This is a genomic window from Marinobacter sp. LV10R510-11A (assembly GCF_900215155.1).
Taxonomy (GTDB): domain Bacteria; phylum Pseudomonadota; class Gammaproteobacteria; order Pseudomonadales; family Oleiphilaceae; genus Marinobacter.
Map to the genome: position 1 here is coordinate 3,058,862 of NZ_LT907980.1, position 23,855 is coordinate 3,082,716.

The following is a 23,855-nucleotide window of genomic DNA, read 5'->3' on the forward strand; positions in this document are numbered from 1 at the left end:
ACATTTGCTAGCGAGCCCCATAAAAGCTCTGGCGGTGAGTGTGGATATCACCGGCGATGCAGTCCAACGAGCAGTACACCTGACGGCCCGGGACGAATGGCGTTACAACTTTTCCCTCAATAGCCTGCGAGGGCAGGATGGCAGCCTGCCGGGCCATTTTAACGAGTGGGTGTTGCCTAGTGCCCACTCCGACATAGGTGGTGGCTACCCTGATAACTTCCACGAACACATTCAAGTGGCCCTGCCCCGCGAGTTTCGAGGTTACCACCCCAGAGACAGCTATGAATACACAAGAATCCTGATGGACCGTCAGCGGATAGCCGGTGAAGGCTGGCTGGGGCCGTACAACCCTGATGGCACGCTAACGGTGGAAGAAGCCTACCGGCGACAATTGAAAGAAGGGGAAGTGGAGCTGGAATTCCGGCTCTGGCTGGACCGGCGCGTACAGGCCGAGTATTCCCGTGTGGCCCTGCGACAGATGTACCGGTTGGCAAAAGATGCGGGGGGTGCCGTTTAACAAATTGAACCCTGCCTTGGAAGAGTATGCCCTGCCCGACGAACTGCAACCCATCGCCACCCGCATCACCCATCACATCAACGAAGGCCAGCCACTGCGACTGTCTGCTGCAGAGGAAGCCCTGCTTCGCCAACGCTACATTCATCACTCCGCCCATTACCAGATTGCCGGGCCACTTTTCCCATTCAAACCTGCACCCGGTGGCGTGCGGGGTATCCATCCAAACAGGGGGCTCAAATAATCAAAAAAATCGTGATGCTTGCAATAGTGCTCTGCACGAGTGCTCTGTCAGGCGGTTGCACCCTGGCGGGCACTCCCAAGTGGGATCGCCCTGTAACGTACGGCGTTCGAGTGGCTGTCCCACGCCATTATGATGTCTGGGTCAAGCCGTTGCAGTTTGAGGCAACAGATGAGCGAGCCTGGTGGTGGCCAATTGGACTCACCGGCTGTTGCTGGAAAAGCCGGGGAACGGGGGGGGGAGAACTGGAGCCCATGCCCGACTACATCCACGTAACGTGGTATTCCTTCGCCGAGCAGCAATCCTATACCCGGCTGATCCACATCCCTGACCCGGATGCCTTGCGCGAGCGTATGGAACAGCCCGCGCCCGTGCATAAGTGGGGAAAACTACATAACTTGCCCCGATATAACTTGGTTCTAGGGCTCGCCCCCGGCGGTACGGTTGTCATGTGGATTATGAATTGGGGTGAGACCGCCATCGAAGTGGGGCGTTATAAAGCGGTGCCTTTTGAAGATGAGAAAAACGATTACTCAATATGGGTTAAGGACTATCTGAAAGAGCATGGGGAGTATCTTAACCAGCACGGCCTTCAACTTGACCGATGGTAAAGATGGTTTTCTACCGGCGCCCTAGGGGCAACTATACTCGGAGCCGGCTAATGGGCAGAGTTAGCCGCCCATAAATGCAGCTGGGGTAAACATACCCCTCAGGTCCACTTTTCCTGAGGCGGCGTGTAGCTCCTGAAGCCATCGAGCAGTTCTGTCGGAGTTTTCGCCACCACGATCATGTCCAGGTACTGCTGCCTTACAAACCCGGCGGCTACCATGGTTTTCGCCATGTCCAGCAGCGAATCATAAAAACCGTCAACGTTATAAAAAGCACAAGGTTTCCGGTGGAAACCAAGCTGGCCCCAAGTCCACACCTCAAAAATTTCTTCCAGCGTGCCAACCCCACCGGGTAACGCAACAAAGCTATCAGCCAGATCGGTCATCTTCGCTTTGCGCTCGTGCATGTTTTTTACAACAAAAAGCTCGGTAAGGCCCGGGTGCGCCAGCTCCCGATTAACCAGATGCTGCGGGATAACACCATAGACCTTGCCGCCGCTGGCCAGCACCGCATCGGCGATAACACCCATCAGGCCGACATGCCCGCCGCCAAACACCAGATCTATGCCGTTACTACCGAAAAACTCGCCCAATTCTTTGGCCTTTTCAGCGTATAGCGGCTCATTACCTGAACGGGAACCACAGTAAACTGCTACTTTCATACTTTCCTGTCTCTTACTATGTGTCGAATGGGTAGATACGTGTTCCGGGTTATTGTGCAGGCTGCCTGGAGCGCGTTAGCATTATTCTAGCAGCATCAGTATCCTACCTCGTAAGCCGGCCCCAGTGGCGACAGCCAAGCGTTTTTCTGAAAGAGCGTTTGGCTTTCTTTACTTATAGGTCTGATTGCTATGGATAAGCTTCATCATATTGTGGTGGTCGGCGGCGGTGCCGGCGGTCTCGAACTTGTTACCAGCCTGGGCAGAAAGCTCGGTAAAAAGGGCAAAGCACGCATCACCCTTGTTGATGCCGGGCTAACCCATGTGTGGAAGCCCCTACTGCACGAGGTTGCATCAGGCTCGCTAGACGCAAACTCAAATGAAGTGAACTATCGGGCCCACGCCCGCCAGCATCATTATGAATTCCAGCTCGGACGCATGAGCAACGTTAACCGAGAAACCAAAACCCTGGTGATATCGCCCTTCCTCGATGAGGACGGCAAAGAAGTGGTGCCCGAGCGAAACCTTCAGTACGACACGCTGGTTATCGCCGTAGGCAGCACCGCCAACGATTTTGGCACTCCCGGCGCGCAAGAAAACTGCCTTTTCCTCGACAGCCTGAAACAGGCCCGCCGCTTTCATAACCTGCTGCTCAATGCCTTTTTACGCAAAAACCACGAAGCCCGCCAAGGCCAGGAGCACGCACTGAACATCAGCATTATAGGTGCGGGCGCCACGGGTGTTGAGTTAGCTGCCGAGCTGCGGCTAGCCTCACGGGAACTGCCGGTGTACGGCATGAACCATCTAAAAGCCTCTGATGTAACCATCACCGTAATTGAAGCCGCCGATCGAATTTTGCCCGCACTGCCAGAGCGGCTCTCGGCAGCGGCTACCAAGGAGCTCGGGAACCAACATGTTACCGTGCTTAACGGCCAGCCCGTAAGCGAGATTCGCCCTGGTATTGTGGTAATGAAAGACGGCACAGAGCTACCCTCAGACATGACCATTTGGGCCGCAGGCATTAAGGCCCCCGCCTTTCTCGCCAACGTAGATGGGCTGGAATCTAACCGGGGCAACCAACTGGTTGTGCACCAAACTATGGAAACCACCCGGGATTCCAACATTTTCGCCTTCGGCGACTGTGCTGCATGCCCGCAACCGAATACCGACAAGCCCGTAGCACCCCGCGCCCAAGCGGCGCACCAACAGGCCGCCACCCTATTTAAAACCCTGTGCAACCGGCTGGAAGGCAAAGACGCCGTACCCTTCGTTTATAACGACTACGGCTCGCTGATCAACTTCAGCCACTACACCACCGTAGGCAACTTGATGGGCAGCCTATCTGGACGAGGCCTGTACATTGAAGGCAAAGTGGCCCGGATGTTTTACGTGTCGCTGTACCGCATGCACCAGGTGGCTCTGCACGGATTTTTGCGCACCGGGGTTATCTGGTTTATGGATAAGATTAGCAGGGCGATGCAGCCTAGGTTGAAGTTGCATTGAGGAATTAAACACCCGCGTTCTGGCGAAGGCACTGCATGACAACAAGAAAGAAATGGTCGAAATTTGATCTATTGATTGCCTTGGGGCTTTATTGCGAACTTCCCTTCGGCAAGTTTCACCAGCGTCATCCTCGAATAATTGAGGTCGCACACAAGTTAGAGCGATCACCCAGCTCCGTTGCTATGAAGCTAAGCAATCTTGCCAGCCTGGATCCAGTTATCACCGGCTCTGGACGTAAAGGGCTGGCCGGGGCTTCGCAAGCGGATCGTGAGTTATGGCAGGAGTTTAGCCAGCACCCCGCGCAGATGATGCCCGAGATAGCGGTAGCCCTGGAAAGCCTGGACACCGCCGCAGCCAGTAACGAAGAAGCTTCCGACCTGCACAGCTACCGTGGTGAGACGACCTCGGCGATCATCCAACGTCGCAAAGGCCAAAATCTATTTCGTGAAGCAGTGCTTTCTGCTTATGACTATCAGTGCTGTGTCACCGGCATTTCCGATACGCGCTTTTTGGTGGCCAGTCACATCAAACCGTGGGCTGAAGATGAGCACAACCGCCTAAACCCTCGTAATGGTCTATGCCTCAGCACGTTTTATGACCGAGCCTTTGATATCGGCTTAATTACGTTCGCTGATGACTACAAACTGATGGTTTCACCGGACTTAGAAAAGCAAAAAAGCAACAACCACATACGAGAGACCTTTCTGGAACTAGCGGGAACTACAGTTGAGCTGCCCCATAAGTTCTCGCCATCACCCGAGTTTATGCGCTGGCATCGTGAGTGCCTTTTTATACAATAAAATATAGGGCTGAATGATGAAACGGGCTACGTATATTTCAGATGTCGACCAGCTTCTCGAAAAGCACTACGGCATTTCGTTAGAGGATGCTGGGTTAGACGCGGACGAATGGCTGGATCGTTTTGGAGACGAGCCTGCAGCGGATGCTGTTGAAGCGTATGCCGCCAAGTATGATTTGACTCCGCTTGCTTCTGCGGCCTTTATACCCTTTTCAAAATAACACTCATGGGGCTGCTGCCCTCATGGCTTTGGTAGCCCACTTTTCCGTAGTAAGTAAACGGAGCTGCCTGTTTGTTCAAAAGCCTGTTTTCACGCACAAATAGATGAATCGTTAAGCCAAGCTCTTGGTGATTAATCAACTCCCGGCCTCGCTTGCTCTCAGGCGTGGTTTTGTCTTGGCTTTGCCAGTGAAAGCGTTGTTCACCCAGCCAATGATCCATATAGCGATGATTATCTGCTTTGCCTTGCTTATTCAAAGTCACCAGCAATACATGTGCAGATGCATCTGCTAAAAACACATGCCCAACGTTCCAGCTGCCCCGATTGAATTCTGCACCAAACAAGCCAGCGATATCCTCCCGCATAAAGTCCTGACCAACCGCCAGTTCTAATGGATCAATCACCGACTCTAATCGCGCAAACGTCCGAAACTGCTCGCTCAATTCGTCTGTCACCAGAATATCGTCATAGCTTGGATTCTTAGCTTTTAGAACGTACTGACCTTGGGCGGTCTTCTCGATCACACGAAGCAAATATTGGGTGTCGCCAGCTTCATCCATTCGTTCAATAGCCAAAGTCTTACCAGTGATGCTGCCAGCTTGATTTGGGCTAACTTGTTCAAGCAATAAATAATCGCCATCGCGAATTGGATTTTTCCCGCCATTCATAGAGTCGCCCGATGCCTGGGCAATAAAATGGCGGTTGGGATTCAGTTGGCCATAGCCTTCGCCAAGATGGCGGTATTCTTCCGCCTCTACCAAGCTAGTGCGAAAATGACCACAGGCGATTTTTAAAGTGGGGAAAAATGGTAACCCTGTGCGTGCTAATTCACTGTTCGGCAGTACAGACACATTATGATCAACCGGCTCTATGTTCCCCCGAGCTTCATAGCTGGCTAGCCGATAATCCACCAACTCCTGAACCAAAGCTGTAAAAGTGTCTATTTGGTCACTCGCTAGCGTGATGGCAGCGGCAAAGTACCCATCAGCGATTTTGAAGGAGCCCGCTGTTTTGGTATTTCCACCAACCCAGGCTTTAACAGGATTTCTTTGCCAATACGCCTGCCAAGTTTTTTGATCAGGGCTCTCCCGCATGGCTTCCGGTAGCTCTCCCAACAAAGAGCGTCGGCGCTGAAGAACCTTTAGCGATTGGCTTGCCAGCGCTGATAGCTCAGGCGGGTTGCGCCAGCCATCCAGTTCTTGAAACGCCTCAAGAAGCACCATTTTGAACGACTTACTCATGGGCGTTTTTTCAAGCTCAGTGAGAAACGCAGATTGCTGCTCCACAAGCTTGGATTCTGTCTCGTCCAGATCATCCATGTGCGCCACCAGAGCGAACCAATGGCCAAACTGCTTACGCAGCTGACTGAGATTGGCTCCGAAACGGTAGAACTCTGTTAGCGTCGGGCGGCGACCGAGGGTATCTCGTAGCAGGCAGTAATCTTTCTCGGTGCCTTCGCCGTCTAGCGACTTCAAGAAATCGATCAACTGCAGGTCGTAATTGATGAAGCAACCATCCGGTAAGTCCAGCTTTTGAGAAGCTGCTTTTCGGGCGTATTGCGCTAACTGCCGGTGATTCATATCCGCGCCCATCAGCGCTTGCGGCTTATGCAAAAAGCCTTGGTGGTTGCCAATAAAGTCCAACACCACCAGTTTGTCTTTACCTTCTGCCCTTCGCAGACCTCGGCCAAGCTGCTGCAAAAACAAAATCTTGGATTCAGTAGGGCGCAGCAACATCACCGTATCAATCGTCGGCAAGTCCACGCCTTCGTTGAACAGGTCTACTGAAAAAAGGATGACCAGTTCGCCGGATCTAAGCTGCTCTAGGGCTTCACCCCGGGACAGCTCGGAGCGCCCATGAACAGCCGCGGCAGAAAACCCTCTTTTCTGGAACTGCTCAGCCATAAAATCCGCATGATTGATCGAAACACAGAACGCCAAGGTGCGTTGTTGCCCATGCTTTTCCCACACCCGCTCGGCATGGCGGGCGCGACCTAGAGTAGCGAGTTTATGGGCTAGCTGGCTCGGATCGAATTTACCGTTCCGCCAAGGAATCTCTGCGTAATCAACGCTGTCGTCGTAGATACCGTAGTAGTGAAAAGGTGCTAGCAACTTACTGCGAATACCTTCAAACAAATTATGGGCGTAAACCAAATTGTCATCGCAAAGGGACAGAATATCCGAGCGATCTGTCCTGTCTGGCGTAGCGGTTAAACCGAGCATGAAGGTGGGCGCAAAATAGCTCAGCAAGCGGCAATAGGTGGGTGCCGCAGCATGGTGAAATTCATCCACCACTATGTAGTCAAAATGCTGTGGCGAAAACCGTTCCAAGTGTGCATTTTTACCCAGAGTTTGAACCGAGGCACAGAGCACATCCACCGCCATGTCGCGCTGTTTGCCCATGTAAAAGCCCACACGACTTTTCGGGCGAATGCGGATAAAGGTTTCAGCAGCTTGGTGGAGGATTTCTTCACGATGCGCGACAAATAACACCCGCCTCGCGCCCATTTGGGCCGCATCGAACGCTGACAGCCACGTTTTACCCAAGCCAGTCGCTAAGACCACCAAACCACGGCTGTAGCCTTCAGCCCGTGTCTCCTTCAGGGCGACTAAAGCAGCTGTTTGCACCGGTGTGGGCGCTGGTGGTTCTTCAACTTCGTGGCTTCCGGCTTCCGTGGGGGTTGGTGGCAAAACCCGACGGGCCTCGTACTCATCAATCCAGCCATCTGACAAAGGTACGGTATTGTCGTGCCGGAACAGTTCTTCAAAACGGCTTAGTGCTTCAAAGAAACCATCATCGCTGGGGTAATCAACACGATAATTCCACTCCAAACCATCTTGTAGGGCTTGGCGGCTGATATTGCTAGAGCCAATAAAAGCCGTACCGTGACGAGATTTGTCATGGCCAACATAGGTGAAAATGTAGGCTTTAAGATGAAAACTTGTTCCAGCGCTTTGAAACACTCGCACTTGGGCACCCTGTTCTTGCAGCAACATCAGGCTGCGTAACGCCTCTGGGTCGGTAATGTCCATGTAGTCGCTGGTCAGAACACGAACCCGCGCTGGCAACTCTTCTCGACCGAGCGCCCCTTGCAGGTCGGGTACCAGCAGCTTTAAGCCAGTGGCTTTTACAAACGCCACAGCCATGTCTATTTCGCTGGATTTGTTGATGCTGGCGCAAAGGTGAGGCAAGAAATGCCGATGCTTCCCACCAGTAATCAACTTGTCTGACTGCTTGGGGCTTTTGTCAAACACACCATTCAACCAATGCTCATCACGCCCCGGCCTGCGATCTGCCGTTTGCCAGATCGTTATCTTCTCAAGCCGCTGTAGGGCGTCTGCCCAGCTCTGCAATTGCTCTTCAGTAGCATCAGTAAAGTGACGGCCATTGTGTTCCCGCTGCCCCTCACCACGCTTGAAGCTCACGTATAACACGCCGCCAGGTTTTAAAGCCTGCCAGAGTGTCGCGAGTGCTTGGGGTATTTGCTGCTGGGGGAGGTGGAGCAAGCTGGCGCAGGCCCAAATCCCATCGTAGGCCTGGTATTCACTAACCTGATCAAACGTACGCACGGCAACCGGGTGGCAGATGGCGGCGGATGCCAGGGTAGCTAGCTTTTCAGACGCATCGAATGCAGTAACGCGATAGTTGCGGACAAGAAACTCACGTGAGTCTCGGCCAGAACCGCAGCCGGCGTCGAGAATGTGGGCGTTTTCGGATAAATGCGGCAAAAACGCATCGTACAGCGCAGACATGTCCAAATGCAGTGTTTCGTCCATAAACTGCTGTGCGTGCACGTTGTAGTAGGCAACCGATTGGCTCATGCCGGGAAACACCCTTTTATGATCGACAGAGCACAATATCGTCTAGTCTGCGTCAAGCGAAGACAAAGGCGCTGCTGTGATCAAGCCGTCCTTCACAAAGTCCTGCAGAACTATATCGTAGGTCCCGTCTGGAACCTCTTTGGCAATTTGATAGGCTATCCCGTTATCGTCTTTTGGGGCCGCCCTTAGGTCCAATACTTTGGGAGAGGATATCAGTGCTTTGTTCGCATCCCGAACCATTAACACCTTCGGTTTGAGCCTATGCGCCTCATAGCTTTCGACCACGATCCCCACGTCACCGCTCAGCATTTCGACGATGGATCCGGGTGGATATATGCCAACCATCAGAATAAAAGCATCAGCCAATTCAGCATCAAACTGGGTTCCGCGATTTTTGTGGATGATATCCAGAGCATGCATGGACGCGAGGGCTTTTTGATAAACGCGCGTGCTGGTAATCGCATCGTAGGTATCCACCAGCGCGATGATCTTCGCAAAGTACGGTATGTTTTCCGCCGGAAGCCCTCGGGGATAGCCTTTCCCATCTATTCGCTCGTGATGAGAAAACGCCACATCCACAGCGGTCTGCAGGGAGGCGCCAGTGCTCATAAGAATGGTACGGCCATGAACCGTATGGTATCGCATTAAAGCAAACTCTTCGTTAGTCAGGCTGCCCGGCTTATTCAGAACCTCGATCGGAATTTTGGTTTTACCAACGTCGTGCAGCAGGCCGCATAGGGCCAGATTCTGAATTTCGCCCTCTATCATGCCCAGATATTTTCCAAACGCTGCGGCCAGAATGGAAACGTTGAGGCAATGCTCGGCGGTATACTCATCCTGATTCTTGATCTTGGTGAGCAGCATCAATGCATTTTCGTTACGTAGCACACTCTCTACACAACTATTCACGACAGCCCGGGCGTTGTTTAAATCCAAGGTGCGGCTGACACGCAAACCGGCCATGATGGACTTGGCCGTGCCCTGAGCTTCTTCAAACCGCATAGTGGCCGTTTGCATTTCCCGGCCCACACTCACCTGATTTATGTAGGAAACGCGCTTGCGGGGAATAGTCCGGGCTGAGTCAGGCGTCGGCGGTTGCGTATGCTTCCGTTTGCCTTTGAAAAAGCCCGCAAGAGCACCCCGGCTGGGAACTTTCTCCGTGGGCTTCCGCTTTTCCTCTGCCACGCCTTGTATAACCACGAAATCACACTGATGACGCAACGCGTGTACTTCTGTCAGGTCCTTGATAATAAACCCCTGCATGAGAAAGTCTGTTTCTTCCCAAGGTCTATCCAACCGGATCACATGCATGCCAATTTCCAGATCAGCAACATCGATCTGGGCTTCAACAAGCTCAACGTATGTCCCTCGCATGGCTCTGGCTCAGTTGTGAAAACTATCAACGTCAGACTTTAACGCAAAAAGAGAGGCAGACTTGTAAATGATGGTTAAATTCCATTCGGCTATTGAAGAGATCCGCATGAACCTTTCTCAAGCGCAGCTCTGGCATTGGTGATTTGCCACCTATAAAGATGCGTAAAAGTTATTTTTACTTGAGTCCTGTAACGTTGCGATTGAGCAGGATGAACAATCTGATATTCACTCTTGCTTGTCTACCGGGCCCGCGATGGGCAAAATTGAGGGGTATGGAGCGGGTGATGGGAATCGAACCCACGTGTGCAGCTTGGGAAGCTGCCGTTCTACCATTGAACTACACCCGCCAAAAGGCGTGACTACCCGCGCAATATAAGCGCTTTAGCCGGTCCCCGGCAAGCCTTGTCTAAATGGAGTTCTGATGGATCCAATGCTTACCTTGGTAGGTGCCATGATGCTTGTTATCAGCATCGTTCTTAGCCCTATTTCAAGCCGAGTCGGTATGCCGGTGCTGCTGATCTTTTTGGCGGTGGGCATGATGATGGGCAAAGACGGCCCGGGCGGCATTGAGTTCGATGATTTCCAGCTTTCATTTCTGGTCGCCAACCTGGCGCTGGGCGTTATTTTGCTTGATGGCGGCATGCGCACCCGGGCCGAAACCTTCCGCGTAGGGCTAAAGCCGGCACTGATGTTGGCCACCGTTGGGGTTGCCATGACCGCCTTAGGGGCTGGTTTCGTGGCCTGGCTGGTTTTCGACCTGCACTGGATGAGCGCCTTGCTCATTGGCTCGATCATCTCATCAACCGACGCAGCCGCCGTGTTTTCACTGTTGCAGGGTCGTGGCCTGCACCTGAACGAGCGTGTTAGCGCCACGTTGGAGATTGAATCTGGCAGCAACGACCCGATGGCGATATTCCTCACCCTGATGATGGTCACCATGATTGCCAGTGATGGCGATCATGCCATTCAGGACTCCCTGATCCTGCTGGTCAAACAGTTCAGCATTGGCGGCGTTGGCGGTGTTGTCGGCGGCTTCTTGATCGCAGAACTGGCCAACCGCATTCGGCTCAACCCGTCTCTGTATCCGTTGCTTGTGGTCGCCGCAGGTATTTCGGTGTTTTCCGCCATCAACGCCCTCGGGGGCAGCGGGTTTTTGGCCATCTACCTGTGTGGCGTTGTAATCGGCAACCGTCAGGTGCGGATGATGCCCATGATTTTGCAGGTGCACGATGGCCTGGCGTGGCTGGCTCAGCTCTGTCTGTTCCTGTTACTCGGTTTGCTGGTAAACCCCTCGGATTTGCTGCCCCTGGCCGGAAGCGGCCTGATATTAGCCCTGGCTCTGATTTTTGTGATTCGTCCGTTAACCGTCATACTCACTGTCTGGCCTTTTGGCTTTAACCGTCGTGAACTAGGCTTTATCAGCTGGGTGGGGCTCCGGGGCGCGGTGCCGATTGTTTTGGCGCTGTTCCCAATTATTGCCGGCCTGCCGGAAGCGCAACTGGTGTTCCATGCCGCCTTCTTTATTGTGCTGGTGTCCTTGCTGGTTCAGGGCACTACCATCGCCCCTCTTGCCCGCAAGTTACGCTTGGAAGTCCCTGCAGACGGCGAGCCTTACCGGCGCTTGCCACTGGATGCTCCAGCAGCCGGTGACCACGAGCTAATGCTGTTCCCTTTGCGCGGGAAGCATTGGGAAACGCCACGTGTGTTGGGCCAGCTGCGCTTTCCGGAAAACACAGCCGTTGCCGGTGTGTTCCGCAACCGTGTTTGCCTGCAACCAAAGGCCGACCTGGAAGTATCCAGTGGCGACGTGGTTGCCATGTTCGCCACCCCCAGCGTACTAAAACAGCTGGGCAAGGCCCTCAGCGGCCGGCAACCTCCAAAGCACTTGGCGGAACGAGCGTTCTTCGGAGACTTTGTGCTGAACGGAGACGCGATGCTTGGGGATGTTGAACAGGTTTATGGTATCGAGTTCCATGAATTGCCCCCAGAGCTGTCACTGGCGGAATGCTTTGCCAAACGCACCAAGGGCCACCCGGTTATTGGCGATACAGTTGTTCTGGGGCCCGTCACTCTGGTGGCAAGAGCCATAGAGGCAGATCAGGTCACGAAAGTTGGTCTGAAAATGGAAAGTTCACAGCATGTCTGACCCGTGCACCAGATAACTATAAAAGTTAACAAAACCCTTTAACATTTAGCCGACCGGTTATGCTATAAACAGTTCTGCGTAAAGATTAATCATTGGTAAGTTAAGGTTATGGCTATGCCTCGTTTATTACCCCGGTGCCTTCTGGCTCTGTTTGTTATCGCAAGCTTTCCAGCACACAGCGCAGAGCTGCTGGCGAAAGCGGACACCCGCATGCCGGTCATCGACAGCTCACCAGGCGAATCTCTGATGGTTAGCAAAGTGTTGGTAAGAAAAGAGAAGCGCCGGCTTTATCTGATGAACGGAGAAGAGATCGTTCGCAGTTACCGCATATCCCTTGGGGATAATCCCGAGGGGCACAAGCTTTATGAAGGCGACGAACGCACGCCAGAAGGCCAGTACACGCTAGATTGGCGCAATTCCGGCAGTAGCTTTTACAAGTCTATTCATATTTCCTACCCAAGCGTCGAAGACCGTGAGATGGCAGAAAACTGGGGCTTAAGCCCTGGTGGCAGCATCATGATTCACGGTTTGCCCAATGGCGAAGAAGACATGGCGTTTGCTTATACAGGTTTAGACTGGACCAACGGATGCATCGCCGTTAATAATCAGGAGATGGATGAAATCTGGCAACTGGTTAACGATGGCACCCCAATACGCATCATTCCCTAACCACACTCCCATGACCGCAGCATTAAGTTGTTGTCATAACGTCAGAGAATTTACGTATACTTAGTTAACATTTCCTCTCAGAGTGTTTTACACTGTTTCACGACTCCGGTAGTCAACGCCTATCGGGCCGAAGCTTACAGGAAATAACTCGACCAATAAGGGGATTTATAATGCGTAAACTTACAATCGCCGGAATCGCACTTGCTACTGCTCTGACTGCAGGTTGTGCAACTTCCGACCAGGGCGCTATGGACGAAGCTAATGCAACTGCCAGTTCTGCTGAGCAGTCTGCAGATAAGGCAATGAACACGGCTAACAGCGCTGCAAGCTCTGCGCGTTCTGCACAGAACACAGCAGACAAGGCACTCGCTGCAGCTAAAGCAGCTCAAAAGTCTGCTGACGAAGCAAACGAGCGCGCTAAGCGTATGCTCGAGCGTGCAAGCCAGAAGTAAGGCTTAAACGTTGTGAAAAAAGGCCGGGATTCCCGGCTTTTTTTATTGCTTGTGCCTCGTCAAAACAACTTAGCGAGCACTGAAACCGGCAAGCGCCGCAATACAAAACCAATAGGTGTCCAGGGCCAACCGGGCACAAAACATTCGTTCTTGCCAGACTCGATGGCTTTTACCATCGCCCTACAGCCAGTTTCTGCATCCACGATGAAAGGCGTGTTTTTCACCTTTTCGTTGATTTCCGTCCGGATATAACCCGGATAAAGCGTTGTCACCTTGATGGCAGACTTCGCCTTCCTTAATTCGACACGCAAACCTTCAGAAAGTGCCGCAAGGCCCACTTTGGTCGCTGCGTAGGTGTTCACATTGCCCGGCATACCCCGTACTGCGGTGACAGAAGAAACCGTAACAAGGTGACCCTGTTTTTGCTCACGGAATATCTCCATAGCCGCTTCCATCTGCGCCAGAGCGGCCACAAAGTTGGTTTCTGCGGTTTGGCGATTAGCATGGAACTTACCGGTACCTAGGGGCTGGCCTTTGCCAATACCGGCGTTAACGATAATACGGTCGAGGGTGCCAAACTCCTGCTGAAAAACCCGGAAAACCTCAAATATCTGGTCATGATTATTAACGTCCAGGGCACGAAGACTGATGGTGATTTGCGGGTACTTGCCAGCAAGCTCGTCCCGCAGGGCCTCCAAGCGCTCGGTGCGACGGGCACACAGCGCTAGATTTTCACCTCTTCCTGCAAACTCGCGGGCCATACCCTCGCCCAAGCCGGAGCTGGCTCCGGTGATCACAATGGTGCGGCTCATGGGCTCTCCTAGTTTATCGTTATAGTGAACACCGGTGACTAGAGCGTCAGAAATACAGTTTCTGTTCCTGCTCTTTCGATTCCGGAGACTGCTTGTCTTTGGTCGCCTTTTCAGACGCCACGTGCGCGATTTGTTCACCAACCATGGCCGGAATGCCGTCCGCCTGGTCTACCGCTAGCTCGATTGCCCTGCGTTGAACCTCAACGTTTGGATGCTTCTGGCGGAATTCCGCAACCTCTTGCAGCACCTCCTGCCACAATCGATCCCGCTCTTGTTGGCTGTAATCTTCGTGGGGGCGATGAACTTCAAGCCACACTTCGCCGCCGGAGATTCCCAATTTGACGGGATCGTTCACAATCTGAACCGGCGTGCCCTTGCTCACCTGATAGACAAAGCGGGATATATCCTCGTTATACATGCGGAAACAACCATGGCTAACGGGCATGCCTACACCAAACTGTTTGTTGGTGCCGTGAATCAGGTAGCCCTTCTCGCTCAACATCAGGGCATGGCTGCCCAGCGGGTTGCCCGGGCCGGGGGGAACCATTCGGGGCAGCGGGTCACCGGAGGCCTCACGATCTGCGCGAATACTGGCTGGGGGATACCATGCCGGCGACTCAAGCGGCATAGTCACTTCGGCATCGGTCAGCGGAGATGGGTTCTCCGCTGTGCCAACGCCTACCGGATAAACCTCTACGCTGTCGCCTGTGAAATAGTAAAGCCGGTACTCAGCCAGATTAATCACAATGCCTTCTCTGCGGGCTTCTGGAATAACATACTGACGCGGCAGGGTAATAACGGTGCCTTCACCGGGCAACCAAGGATCCACGCCCGGGTTGGCTTTAACCAGTTCGAGATAGCCTAGCGCCAGCTGATTACCTACTCCGGCAAACGTGTCTTCGTAACGGGTGGTGAATACATCCAGCCGCCCGGCCAGATCACCGTTTATCTTGAGTGTTGGCACGCGTGGGCTAAGATCGGGTGTTTCGGTTTTTTCTGGCGTGCTGCTCTGCATCTCCGCCCACGCCGGCTGCAATGCCACGACCCCGATCAGCAGCAGTACTGAGTATTTGATAAATCCCATAAATTCCATTCCAGAAAAACCGGTTTCTTAACGTGCAGTGACAGCCGATACCCTCAAGAGTTCCGGGCCAGCAACGCACGGTTCTACACCCGCATTCGCCAAACGGGTACGACGGCCATGGCTACAAATACGGCAACCAGCCACCAGGCCGTGTGAAAGGCATTAATAGTGGGTACGCCCCGCTATGTTCGCCGAACTCAATGGTCAATGCCACGATGTTTACCCCGAAAGCGCCACCCAGTTGACGGGTAAAGTTGATCGTACTGGAGCCGGCGCCCAGTTCTTCGGGTTTGAGTGGGTTCAGCGCGCCTATGGACAGAGACGGTAACATAAACCCTATTCCTATCCGGCCAAGCACTGTCCAGAACGCTAGCCAGCCGAAGGCCAACGTCAGGTCAGACATCGCAAACAGGATGGCTGATGAAGCAAACAGGCCCATTCCGAAGATAACCAACTTCCGGGCGCTGCCCCGTTCCGCCAGCCTTCCTGCCAACGGGAATGTCATGCCAAGAACAATGCCTGCCGGCAGCATCAGCAGGCCCGCTTCTGTCGCTGTATAGCCCAGAGCCGTCTGAACGTATAACGGTATTAGGTAGGTGGACCCGAACAGAGCCAGCCCCAGCGCCATAGCGCCTAAGTTGGCATACAGAAAGCTAGGTTTGCGCAGCAGGCTGATATTCATCAGGGGGTGTTTTATGCGCTTTTCGCGCAGCACAAACATAACCAGAAACACCAACGCCACAAGCCCTTCGATGACCACCCGGGTTTGTTGGCCGTCTAGGCCCTGCAAGCGGTTTAGGGTATCGAGGGAAAGCCCTACAGTGGCTCCGAGCATTAGCAAACCCGCCAGCCAGCGAGATCAACGTAAACATCGCCATGGCGAAGGCTAGCGTTTTGCGCACACCAAAATGATCAAGCAGCCACGAAGAGGCCAGCATGGTGGTTGTCATGGCCGCGATAAACCCGGTGGCCAGCCAGTGCACCTGGCCCTGGCGGATACCGAACTCCACCATAATATCGTGGAGCGCAACGTTAACCACGGTGGCACTCAATACGGTCGCGATGGTACCCATCATTACCGTACAAACAGCAAGCCATCGCCAGTTGGCGCCATAGCGGGCGGTCAGGCCCTCAACAGAATTGTCACTCAAGGATTACTTCTGCTTTTCAGCGTTTTCCATGATTTTATGAAACACTTTCAACGCAACTTCAATATCTTTATCGCTCACGCCATCAAGCATCCCGTCCCGCAGTTGACCGGCCCGGGCAGAAAGTACCTCCATGAAGCTCCGCCCGGTATCGGTGAGATGCAAGCGACGAGCACGACGATCATTGGGGCAGGCCCGGCGCTCAATTAAGTCTTGTTGCTCCAAGCTGTCTAGCAGGCGCACAAGCGTAGGGTTTTCAATGGCCATCAGGCTGGCCAGTTCACGCTGGGTTAGGCCTTCGCCACCCTGCTGCAAATAGACCATGGTGGTCCAGCGGGCCTGAGTAACGCCCAAATCTTTTAAACGTCCATCTAGCAGCTTGCGCCAGCGACGGGTTACCCGGGCGACGGCAAAGGGGAACTGATCTTTCATGATGACTGCTCCAACCAAAAGGCTAACATTTTACGAATGTTACCAATAGTAAGCTAACAATTGAGATAAAAACAGATCTGCGACTAAAACAGAATCGAGTAAAGCCGAAAAATGACTCAATCCCACAGGTCAGCCGCTCTGACGCATGGGCTCCTCAACCATTTCCTCAATCTCTGGAGACGCCTGAAACTCCGTGTTTCGCGGATCCATCTCGGTCAGCACAGCAGAGGTCTCGGGCATTGCAGGTACATACTGCTCCTGATCCTCCACCGCCACATCGTCCGTGTAAGTTATGCGCAAGGAAGTAATCACCGCAAGAACCAACAAGAACCCGGCATTGCCTACGAACAGACCTTTCGGGCCCATCAGGTTGATCAGTTCGGCCATCGCGACGGGGCCAATAACACTGCCAACACCGTAACTGAGCAGCAGCGTGGCACTGGCCGCAACAATACGGGTGCTTTCCATGCGGTCATTGGTTATCGCGACAGAAATCGGGTAAATCATTGCCGAGAGGCCGGTGAACAACCCCACAAGAAGCGTGAGCAACCAAAGGTTGCTGGCGCCGGTAAAGCTGACAGCAATCGCTGCAAGAGAGGCAAGCATGGCCACCCAGAACATCACTCGGCGGCGATCAAAGCGGTCGCACAGCCGCCCCAATGGCCAAGCAAGAAGCATGGCCGCAACAATGGCGCTGGCCATAAACGTTGACGTTTTGGCGACATCAAGGCCCATCAAAGTGGCGTATACAGGCCCCAGTGCATAAAAACCGCCAACCAACACACCGCAGATCAAAGCGCCGGAGACACCCGTGAAAGACTCGCGCGCAAGCGTGAAAAAAGAGATTCGTTGAACCTTCTCAATAATCGGAGCTTCCATGCGGGTCAGGGCGAGAGGAACTAGGGCTAGTGCCAGCAAAATGGCGGCTAGGGAAAATGGCATAAAGTTAGACGGATCGCCCACGTTAACGAACAGCTGGCCGCCCGCAGCGGAGAGGTAAAAAACGATCTGGTACACCGCAAATAGCGAACCACGATTGCTATTACTGGCACGGCTGGAGAACCAGCTCTCGATCACCACCAGCACGGCTGCAATACTGAAGCCCGAGAGCACTCGCAGGCACGCCCAGAACGCCATGGAAATGGCCATGGGGTACATCAGTGATACAACCGCCGCAATAGCTGCGAACGCCGCAAATGCCCGGATATGGCCAACACGACCAATGATCTGGTGCACGTAAAGAGTACCCAGAACAAACCCTACGGAGTAACAAACCAGCACCCAGCCGATAATGTCGGGAGAAACCGACTCAACACTCAGGCGGATACCCAGCAACGTCGTCAGAAAAGCATTTCCGCTGATCAGCAAAACGATGCTCAAAAGAAGAGCAGAAAGGGAGGCGACCGTTCGGGTCATCGCGGAAACTCCGGATATTGCAGGCGCAGTATTAGATCAGCCCTTTCAGGGTGTGACTAATACGCAGTTGCCGACATCTTACCAAATGCCTGTGGGCGTAAAGCGCGGTTGTGCCGCCGTTTCACAATGTTTCACATTAATGCGCCGTAACAGACCCACTGTGCCATAGTAGGTAATATAAATGGCAATTATTCAATAAACCCGTGAGCGTCTGGTTATGAAAAAAACGGACTGGCCCATCCGGTGGGATTTGCTGCTTCGCTACCGACTCATTGAAACCATCGCACTGTGGGAAGGTCGCCTAACGACAAACCACATCTGCCATAGTTTCGGTATCGGACGGCAGCAGGCATCCAAGGATATAAATACATACCTGCGCGAACTCGCCCCTGGCAATCTTGTTTACGATCGCCACCTCAAGGGTTACGTGCCTTCGGCCAACTACAAGCCGGTCGTAACGCGGGGGCATGTCAGCGAATATCAAGATTTGCTCGCACGCCAGCAAAGCCTTAGCAGCACCTTTGAAACCCTTGAGGTCGGCCTGCCAGACAACACTGTGGTATACGGCCCCAATCGTGTCGTCGCGCCCGAGACCATGCGCGCCGTCGTAGGTGCCACCCGCCATGGCCGGCAGCTACGGGCAAGCTACTCGTCCCTGAGCCGCCCTGAAGTCGTAGAGGACATTCTGGAGCCGCATACACTGGTGTGTACCGGCAACAACTGGCACCTGCGTGCCTGGTGTGACTCCAATCGGGAGTTCCGGGATTTTGCCCTCAGCCGTTTCCACACAGCGCCTACGGCTCTGCGGCAAAAAGCCAAACATAAAAGCCAGAAAGATGACGACTGGAACCGCAACGTTACAATGATGATCTCCCCCGACAATCGCCTGACCGCAGCCCAGCAAAAGATCATCGCGCTGGATTACGGCATGGAGAATGGTCGTTTGATCGTTGATGCCCGGGCAGCCCTGGCACCGTACGTTTTGTCGCAGCTCGGAATAAACCTAGACACTCATCATCAGGACCCGATGATACAGCAGCTTGAACTGACCAACCCCGATCAGCTTGGGTTTGGCAGCAAACGCGAGCGCGCCCTGAAAGCCGTCGCCGGCCTAAGCTAGCCGTTAAGCAATCAACGTGACCTTAAGCACACGATGTTTTAGTGCCTTCGCTCTTATTCTGTTGCTGCTGCCAGCCTCTCACGTGCTGGCAGCGGGCGCCTGCGGTAGCCCCGCAACTCCCATTTCTGCAGTTCAAGGCCAAGGCGACACTTCACCGTTAGCGGGTCAAGGCGTTACGGTTGAGGGCATTCTCACCTTCGACGCTCGCATGGACGGCGGGTTTTCTGGCTTTTATCTGCAACAGGCTGACAGCGAAACCGACAATAACCCCGAAACCTCTGAAGCCCTGTTTGTTTATACTCGCAAGAAAACCGGTGAACCCGGTGAGCGCCTGCGTGTAACGGCTAGCGTAAAGGAATTCCATGGCCTAACCGAACTGGCCAACGTCCGATCCATTACAGCCTGTGGCTCCGCGCCTCTCCCGAGAGCTCAAGTTCTAACGCTGCTGTGGCCGAACGCCCTTGAATCCTTCGAAAACATGCGCGTTAAGGTGGCCCAGCCGTTAACGATTATCGATTCTTGGAACCTGGCACGTTACGGCGAGCTCACACTGGCCGCCGGCGATCAGGTGGTGCCTACGGAATACCTGCAACCCGGCCCACAGGCTGCGCAAATATCCCATCGAAACCGACAGCAACGACTACTGCTGGATGACGGCCGCGGCGTGCGCCAACCCAACCCAATCCCTTGGCCCCCGGGCGGCCTTAATGGCAAGAACACGGTTCGCAGCGGCGATAAGATCCACGAGCTGTTGGGCATTCTTGATTATCGCTTCGGAGCCTGGCGATTACAGCCGAAAAAGCCACCGGTTTTCGAACCTGTGAACACCAGGCCACCCGCGCCTGCACGGCCGGAAGATCCCCATGTTCGTGTTATGACCATGAACCTGGAAAACTATTTTAACGGCAATGGCGAAGGCGAAGGTTTTCCAACAACCCGCGGTGCAACCACCGCGCCGACACTTGAGATACAACGTCGGCGGCTGGTAGAGGCTTTGCGTCGCCCAGATCCGGATATTCTGGCAGTTACTGAGCTGGAGAACGACGGTTATAGCGACACCAGCGCAATAGCACAGCTGGCCCGCGCGCTCGGCCCGCAATGGGCCTTTGTAGAGACCCCGGGGGCCGATGGCAGCGACCAGATACGCACCGGCTTGCTGTACCGTAGCGATCGTATCGTAGCCGAGACGCCCGCAGAGCGCCTGAATACCGGCCTGTTTAGCCAGCGAGGCCGGCCTCCACTGGCACAGACCTTTCGGCCTGAAGGTCAGCGCATATCCATTCAGATAGTCGTGCCACACCTGAAATCAAAATCCTGCCGAGGCGCAAAGGGCGACAACCGTGACCGAAATGATGGCCAAGGCTGCTACGCCAAACGCCGAACCCGTGCAGCGCACGCTCTAGTGGAATGGATTGAGCAGCTACCACCGATTCCCGATCTTGCCGGCACACTGATCACCGGCGATCTCAACAGTTATTTTCAGGAGGAGCCACTGCAGGTTCTGCAGCACGCGGGGTTCACTAGCATGGTGCATCACTTTCATCCCTGCACGGCGCAGCAGTGCGACCATTACACATATCGATACAAGGGTGAGAAAGGATCGCTGGATTACGCGCTCGCCTCAGCTGCGCTCAAGGCAAGGGTTCTTGAGGCCCAAACCTGGGCCATCAACGCCGACGAGCCACGGGCGCTAGGATACAAAAACAACCTGCCGGGCACGACCGCGTCACCCTGGCGCTCCTCCGATCACAACCCTGTGATTATCGATATTCGGCTCTAATCACACCCTCAGATTTCTGAACGATTCCGCCAAGATACCCGCCAATTGGCCTCTCACGCCCATTGACGCGTCATTGAAGTCATGGGGGCAAGGTGCTGCAAAGGTCATAATCACAGTCAGTGTTTAATACATTAAACAACAAGAACCGTTTATAACAAGGATTCCCATGCGTATCTCCGCCTCTATCACACAGGATCTGGGTCTGCCGGCCATCTACCTGCATTTACTGGCCGAACTGTTGCGTTCCATTGGTCTGGACGAGCGCGACCTACTGCTTCGGGTTGGGCTGGATCCGGTTCGGTTGAAATCTACCGATGTCAGAGTAAGCCAAGCGCAGGCCAGTGAGTTTATTACCCGCGCCATCATAGAGAGCGGCGAACCCGGCCTCGGCATTATGCTGGCGAGCGAACTGAAGCTGCCCCTGCACGGGGCCTTAGGCGTTGCTATCATGAGCAGCCGCACATTGCAGGATGCAATGGACTTGATGACCCGTTATCTCACCTTGCGGGCTCCTCATCTAAGTGTCAGCCGTTGCGAATACGGTGACAACATGCATTACACCATTCTCTGCGAAGGCGACCAGGGGCCACTGATGGGATTTGTTATGGATTCTATGCTGTTCGGCTGCGCATTCATGGGAGAACAACTTACCGGAAACGCAATCGGGGGGGGCGAGAATTCTCAGAAAGGGAACCGAGCCATCGTATTTCAAGCGGTTCCAACTGAGTATTCCGATTCCGGTTGAATACGGCGCCACGAACGATGCATTGGTTGTCCCAACAGCCATGCTGTCGGAACCCATCCGTTTCAGCGACGACCAGCTTGCGGAATCTTCTCGTGTTCAGTGCGAGGCTGCTCTGAAGCAGTTAACTGGAGATGCGGGCTTTGATTGCCGAGTGCGCCGAGTCATTGAAACCAGCTATCCGTTTCCACCAAAACTTGCCCGGGTGGCGGCCACTCTGTTTGTGTCTGAGCGAACACTAAAACGTCGGCTGCAGGAAGAAAACGCCAGTTTCCAAAACCTAGTAGACCAGGTGCGGCTAGAACGTGCCCGGGAGTTTCTGACCGGCACTGGCATGAACCTGAACCAGATTGCGGATGTTTTAGGCTATGCAGATGCTGCGAATTTTACCCGTGCATTCAAACGCTGGACAGGCGTCAGCCCAAGCCATTACAGAGTAACTGAGCAGCAATCAGCCGGCGTGGTTCCGAGCACCCTGGCGCCTGTATAACCTGTTCAATCGATGCCGATGATTTTGTGCATTTGCAGGGTCAGGCGCCAACGGGGGTGAGCCAAGCAGTAATCCGTTGCCTTACGGGTATTGCTCTGCTTCACCGGGTCTGCGCCAGCATCGGGGGCTGACGGGGACGCCATGGGCGACAGAAAAAAGTGCCGAGCGTTTATGTGGGTGAACCTTTCGGGCGGGGCCTTCGGCTGGGGGTAAACCAGCTTTAGCTCATCGCACGCTTCAATCACCACGGGGGCATCCGCCTTCGGGCTCACACAGAGCCAGTCAATGCCGGCGGGCGCTGGCAAGGTGCCGTTGGTTTCTACGCCTACCTCAAAACCCTGTTGATGGAAGGCATCAATCAGTAGTTCGTTCAGCTGCAGTAACGGCTCTCCCCCGGTGCAAACCACATAGGGCGCCCCGGGTGCATCCGGCCACAAGCTATGAATATGGGCTGCCAGAGCCTCCGCGGTTTCGAAAGCCCCACCGTTCTGGCCATCTGTCCCCACAAAATCCGTATCGCAAAAATTACAGACCGCGGTCGCGCGGTCTTTTTCCCGGCCTGTCCACAGGTTGCACTTGCTGAAACGACAGAACACCGCAGCACGCCCCGCCTGGGCACCTTCCCCTTGCAAGGTGTAAAAGGCTTCCTTAACTTTGTACATTAGCGGCCTGCCTCGTAGGCCAGTGGATCCGCAAGGCCATTTTCAGCAAAGGCTTCAAGCCGTTCTACGCAAGAGCCACAGCGCCCGCAAGCCTTTTCCCGCCCGTTGTAGCAAGTCCAGGTATTGGCGTAGTCGAGCCCGAGCTTCAGGCCTTCTGCCAAAATATCGCCTTTGCTCATGTGCATAAACGGCGCCTCGACACCCACTGCCTCATAGTTGGCCACCCGGCACACGGCATCCATTTTTTCTACAAATTCCGGCCGGCAATCAGGGTAAATAGCATGATCGCCACCGTGGGCGCCGTACCAAACCGCACCAGCATCAACGGTTACGGCATAGCCGGTGGCCAGAGACAGCAAGATCATATTGCGGTTGGGCACCACCGTGGCCTTCATGTTTTCTTCTTCGTAATGGCCTTCGGGTATGTCGTCGCCAGAGGTTAACGCAGAGCCAGACATAACCTCGCTCATGGCACGAATATCGATAACCTTGTGGGGGATATCCAGAGCGGTACATACAGAACTCGCAACATCCAGCTCGCGAACATGGCGCTGGCCGTAATTGAAAGACAGCGCATGCACTCGTAACCCACGGGCGCGAGCACGATGAAGCAGGGTAAAGGAGTCCATACCTCCGGAATAGATTACAACCACGGTGTCAGTCATGCAGGCTCCTAGCAAAGGGATAAGGGGTTCTGTAAAGGCCGGGCAATAGGATGCCTGGCTGGCAAGCCATTTGCGCCGATCAGTGGTGCCGGTTCAGGCTCGATGCCCGGGTTGCGTCACCACCATGCACCACCGCATAGTTACCGACCACATCGTGAATCTTTTCCTGGGAGTAGGGCTTAACCACATAACCGTTGGCTCCGGCACTGATTGCTCGCTGAATGCTGTCAATGGAGTCATCCGCAGTAACCAGTACAATGTGTTGCTCCGCCCGAGCCACTTTGAACGCCTTCATCAACTCATGCCCGTCACCATCTGGCAAACCGAGATCCAGCAATATGATCTGGAACTGGCCTGCATCAAATGCCTTTCGAGCCGTGGCGGCATTCTCACACTCCGCCACATCCGTAGCTCCAGCCTTATAGAGCATATCAACCAGCCGTTTGCGCATCACCGGCTCATCTTCCACAACCAGTACCGTCAATTTATCCATTCATA

23 protein-coding genes, 1 tRNA gene and 1 pseudogene are annotated in these 23,855 nt (G+C 54.1%); 13 read left to right on the forward strand and 12 right to left on the reverse strand.

The window, feature by feature from the left end:
• Positions 1-4: 4 nt before the first annotated feature.
• From CPH80_RS14740 to CPH80_RS14745, 3 genes are read left to right on the forward strand one after another with little or no spacing between them, the layout of a single operon-like run.
• Complete coding sequence (locus tag CPH80_RS14740; RefSeq protein WP_227520187.1) at positions 5-517, forward strand: DUF2235 domain-containing protein; 513 nt, start codon at positions 5-7, stop codon at positions 515-517.
• Complete coding sequence (locus CPH80_RS22610) at positions 507-758, forward strand: hypothetical protein (RefSeq protein WP_227520188.1); 252 nt, start codon at positions 507-509, stop codon at positions 756-758. The genes CPH80_RS14740 and CPH80_RS22610 overlap by 11 nt, the downstream gene beginning before the upstream one ends.
• A 14-nt stretch (positions 759-772) precedes the next feature.
• The gene (locus tag CPH80_RS14745; protein WP_227520506.1) at positions 773-1,366 is read left to right on the forward strand and encodes a DUF2931 family protein; all 594 of its coding nucleotides are present in this window, start codon (positions 773-775) and stop codon (positions 1,364-1,366) included.
• 98 nt (positions 1,367-1,464) lie between these two features.
• On the opposite strand, the gene CPH80_RS14750 is transcribed toward CPH80_RS14745, so the two are convergent.
• Entirely contained in the window at positions 1,465-2,025 is a 561-nt protein-coding gene (locus CPH80_RS14750) for a TIGR00730 family Rossman fold protein (RefSeq protein WP_096278946.1), read from the reverse strand.
• A gap of 189 nt (positions 2,026-2,214) precedes the next feature.
• Between CPH80_RS14750 and CPH80_RS14755 the strand changes: the two genes are divergently transcribed.
• Genes CPH80_RS14755 through CPH80_RS14765 form a run of 3 tightly spaced genes read left to right on the forward strand, consistent with a single transcriptional unit; the run spans position 2,215 to position 4,545 of the window.
• The gene (locus tag CPH80_RS14755) at positions 2,215-3,525 is read left to right on the forward strand and encodes an NAD(P)/FAD-dependent oxidoreductase (protein WP_096278948.1); all 1,311 of its coding nucleotides are present in this window, start codon (positions 2,215-2,217) and stop codon (positions 3,523-3,525) included.
• Between the two features lie 35 nt (positions 3,526-3,560).
• Positions 3,561-4,325 (forward strand): HNH endonuclease, encoded by a 765-nt coding sequence (locus CPH80_RS14760; RefSeq protein ID WP_096278950.1) that lies wholly within the window; start codon positions 3,561-3,563, stop codon positions 4,323-4,325.
• A gap of 13 nt (positions 4,326-4,338) precedes the next feature.
• A complete protein-coding gene (locus CPH80_RS14765) occupies positions 4,339-4,545 on the forward strand; it encodes a hypothetical protein (protein ID WP_143752929.1) in 207 nt (68 codons plus the stop codon).
• Here the strand turns inward: CPH80_RS14765 and CPH80_RS14770 are convergent.
• The 3 genes from CPH80_RS14770 to CPH80_RS14780 form a co-directional block, all read right to left on the reverse strand.
• Entirely contained in the window at positions 4,526-8,365 is a 3,840-nt protein-coding gene (locus CPH80_RS14770) for a DUF3427 domain-containing protein (RefSeq protein ID WP_096278954.1), read from the reverse strand. The genes CPH80_RS14765 and CPH80_RS14770 overlap by 20 nt on opposite strands.
• Positions 8,366-8,407: 42 nt before the next feature.
• Entirely contained in the window at positions 8,408-9,739 is a 1,332-nt protein-coding gene (locus CPH80_RS14775; protein ID WP_096278955.1) for an HD-GYP domain-containing protein, read from the reverse strand.
• A 273-nt stretch (positions 9,740-10,012) separates the two neighbouring features.
• A tRNA-Gly gene (locus CPH80_RS14780) sits at positions 10,013-10,086 on the reverse strand.
• Between the two features lie 74 nt (positions 10,087-10,160).
• On the opposite strand from CPH80_RS14780, the gene CPH80_RS14785 reads away from it, so the two are divergent.
• The 3 genes from CPH80_RS14785 to CPH80_RS14795 all read left to right on the forward strand — a co-directional run bounded on the left by CPH80_RS14785 (position 10,161) and on the right by CPH80_RS14795 (position 13,006).
• Positions 10,161-11,885 (forward strand): potassium/proton antiporter, encoded by a 1,725-nt coding sequence (locus CPH80_RS14785; protein WP_096278957.1) that lies wholly within the window; start codon positions 10,161-10,163, stop codon positions 11,883-11,885.
• 108 nt (positions 11,886-11,993) lie between these two features.
• Positions 11,994-12,554, forward strand: a complete 561-nt coding sequence (locus CPH80_RS14790) for a L,D-transpeptidase family protein (RefSeq protein ID WP_096278959.1) — start codon at positions 11,994-11,996, stop codon at positions 12,552-12,554.
• A gap of 170 nt (positions 12,555-12,724) precedes the next feature.
• Positions 12,725-13,006 carry an Lpp/OprI family alanine-zipper lipoprotein gene (locus tag CPH80_RS14795; RefSeq protein WP_096278961.1) on the forward strand — a complete coding sequence of 94 codons (282 nt, stop codon included), beginning with the start codon at positions 12,725-12,727 and terminating at the stop codon, positions 13,004-13,006.
• A 59-nt stretch (positions 13,007-13,065) separates the two neighbouring features.
• On the opposite strand, the gene CPH80_RS14800 is transcribed toward CPH80_RS14795, so the two are convergent.
• From CPH80_RS14800 to CPH80_RS14820, 5 genes and pseudogenes are all read right to left on the reverse strand, one after another.
• On the reverse strand, positions 13,066-13,818 hold the full coding sequence (locus tag CPH80_RS14800) for an SDR family oxidoreductase (RefSeq protein WP_096278963.1): 753 nt from the start codon (positions 13,816-13,818) through the stop codon (positions 13,066-13,068).
• A gap of 46 nt (positions 13,819-13,864) precedes the next feature.
• Positions 13,865-14,902 (reverse strand): L,D-transpeptidase family protein, encoded by a 1,038-nt coding sequence (locus CPH80_RS14805; protein WP_096278965.1) that lies wholly within the window; start codon positions 14,900-14,902, stop codon positions 13,865-13,867.
• An 83-nt stretch (positions 14,903-14,985) separates the two neighbouring features.
• Positions 14,986-16,053 (reverse strand): annotated as a pseudogene (locus CPH80_RS14810) (MFS transporter).
• Between the two features lie 3 nt (positions 16,054-16,056).
• A complete protein-coding gene (locus CPH80_RS14815; RefSeq protein ID WP_096278967.1) occupies positions 16,057-16,482 on the reverse strand; it encodes a MarR family transcriptional regulator in 426 nt (141 codons plus the stop codon).
• Between the two features lie 129 nt (positions 16,483-16,611).
• Positions 16,612-17,898 carry an MFS transporter gene (locus CPH80_RS14820; protein WP_096278969.1) on the reverse strand — a complete coding sequence of 429 codons (1,287 nt, stop codon included), beginning with the start codon at positions 17,896-17,898 and terminating at the stop codon, positions 16,612-16,614.
• A 217-nt stretch (positions 17,899-18,115) separates the two neighbouring features.
• On the opposite strand from CPH80_RS14820, the gene CPH80_RS14825 reads away from it, so the two are divergent.
• The 4 genes from CPH80_RS14825 to CPH80_RS22625 all read left to right on the forward strand — a co-directional run bounded on the left by CPH80_RS14825 (position 18,116) and on the right by CPH80_RS22625 (position 22,030).
• Complete coding sequence (locus CPH80_RS14825; protein ID WP_096278971.1) at positions 18,116-19,018, forward strand: helix-turn-helix transcriptional regulator; 903 nt, start codon at positions 18,116-18,118, stop codon at positions 19,016-19,018.
• Between the two features lie 16 nt (positions 19,019-19,034).
• A complete protein-coding gene (locus CPH80_RS14830; protein ID WP_096278973.1) occupies positions 19,035-20,798 on the forward strand; it encodes an ExeM/NucH family extracellular endonuclease in 1,764 nt (587 codons plus the stop codon).
• Between the two features lie 166 nt (positions 20,799-20,964).
• Complete coding sequence (locus tag CPH80_RS22620; RefSeq protein WP_227520191.1) at positions 20,965-21,543, forward strand: AraC family transcriptional regulator ligand-binding domain-containing protein; 579 nt, start codon at positions 20,965-20,967, stop codon at positions 21,541-21,543.
• Positions 21,544-21,565: 22 nt separating this feature from the next.
• Positions 21,566-22,030 (forward strand): helix-turn-helix transcriptional regulator, encoded by a 465-nt coding sequence (locus CPH80_RS22625; RefSeq protein ID WP_227520192.1) that lies wholly within the window; start codon positions 21,566-21,568, stop codon positions 22,028-22,030.
• A 5-nt stretch (positions 22,031-22,035) separates the two neighbouring features.
• Here CPH80_RS22625 and queE read toward each other — a convergent pair whose 3' ends face one another.
• The 3 genes from queE to CPH80_RS14850 form a co-directional block, all read right to left on the reverse strand.
• Positions 22,036-22,692: a 7-carboxy-7-deazaguanine synthase gene (queE, locus tag CPH80_RS14840; protein WP_096278975.1), complete on the reverse strand. Its 657-nt coding sequence runs from the start codon at positions 22,690-22,692 to the stop codon at positions 22,036-22,038.
• Positions 22,692-23,357 carry a 7-cyano-7-deazaguanine synthase QueC gene (gene queC / locus CPH80_RS14845; protein WP_096278977.1) on the reverse strand — a complete coding sequence of 222 codons (666 nt, stop codon included), beginning with the start codon at positions 23,355-23,357 and terminating at the stop codon, positions 22,692-22,694. Before queC ends, queE begins: the two co-directional genes overlap by 1 nt.
• A 79-nt stretch (positions 23,358-23,436) precedes the next feature.
• Positions 23,437-23,850, reverse strand: coding sequence for a response regulator (locus tag CPH80_RS14850; protein WP_096278979.1), 414 nt, complete (start codon positions 23,848-23,850; stop codon positions 23,437-23,439).
• Positions 23,851-23,855 lie beyond the last annotated feature (5 nt).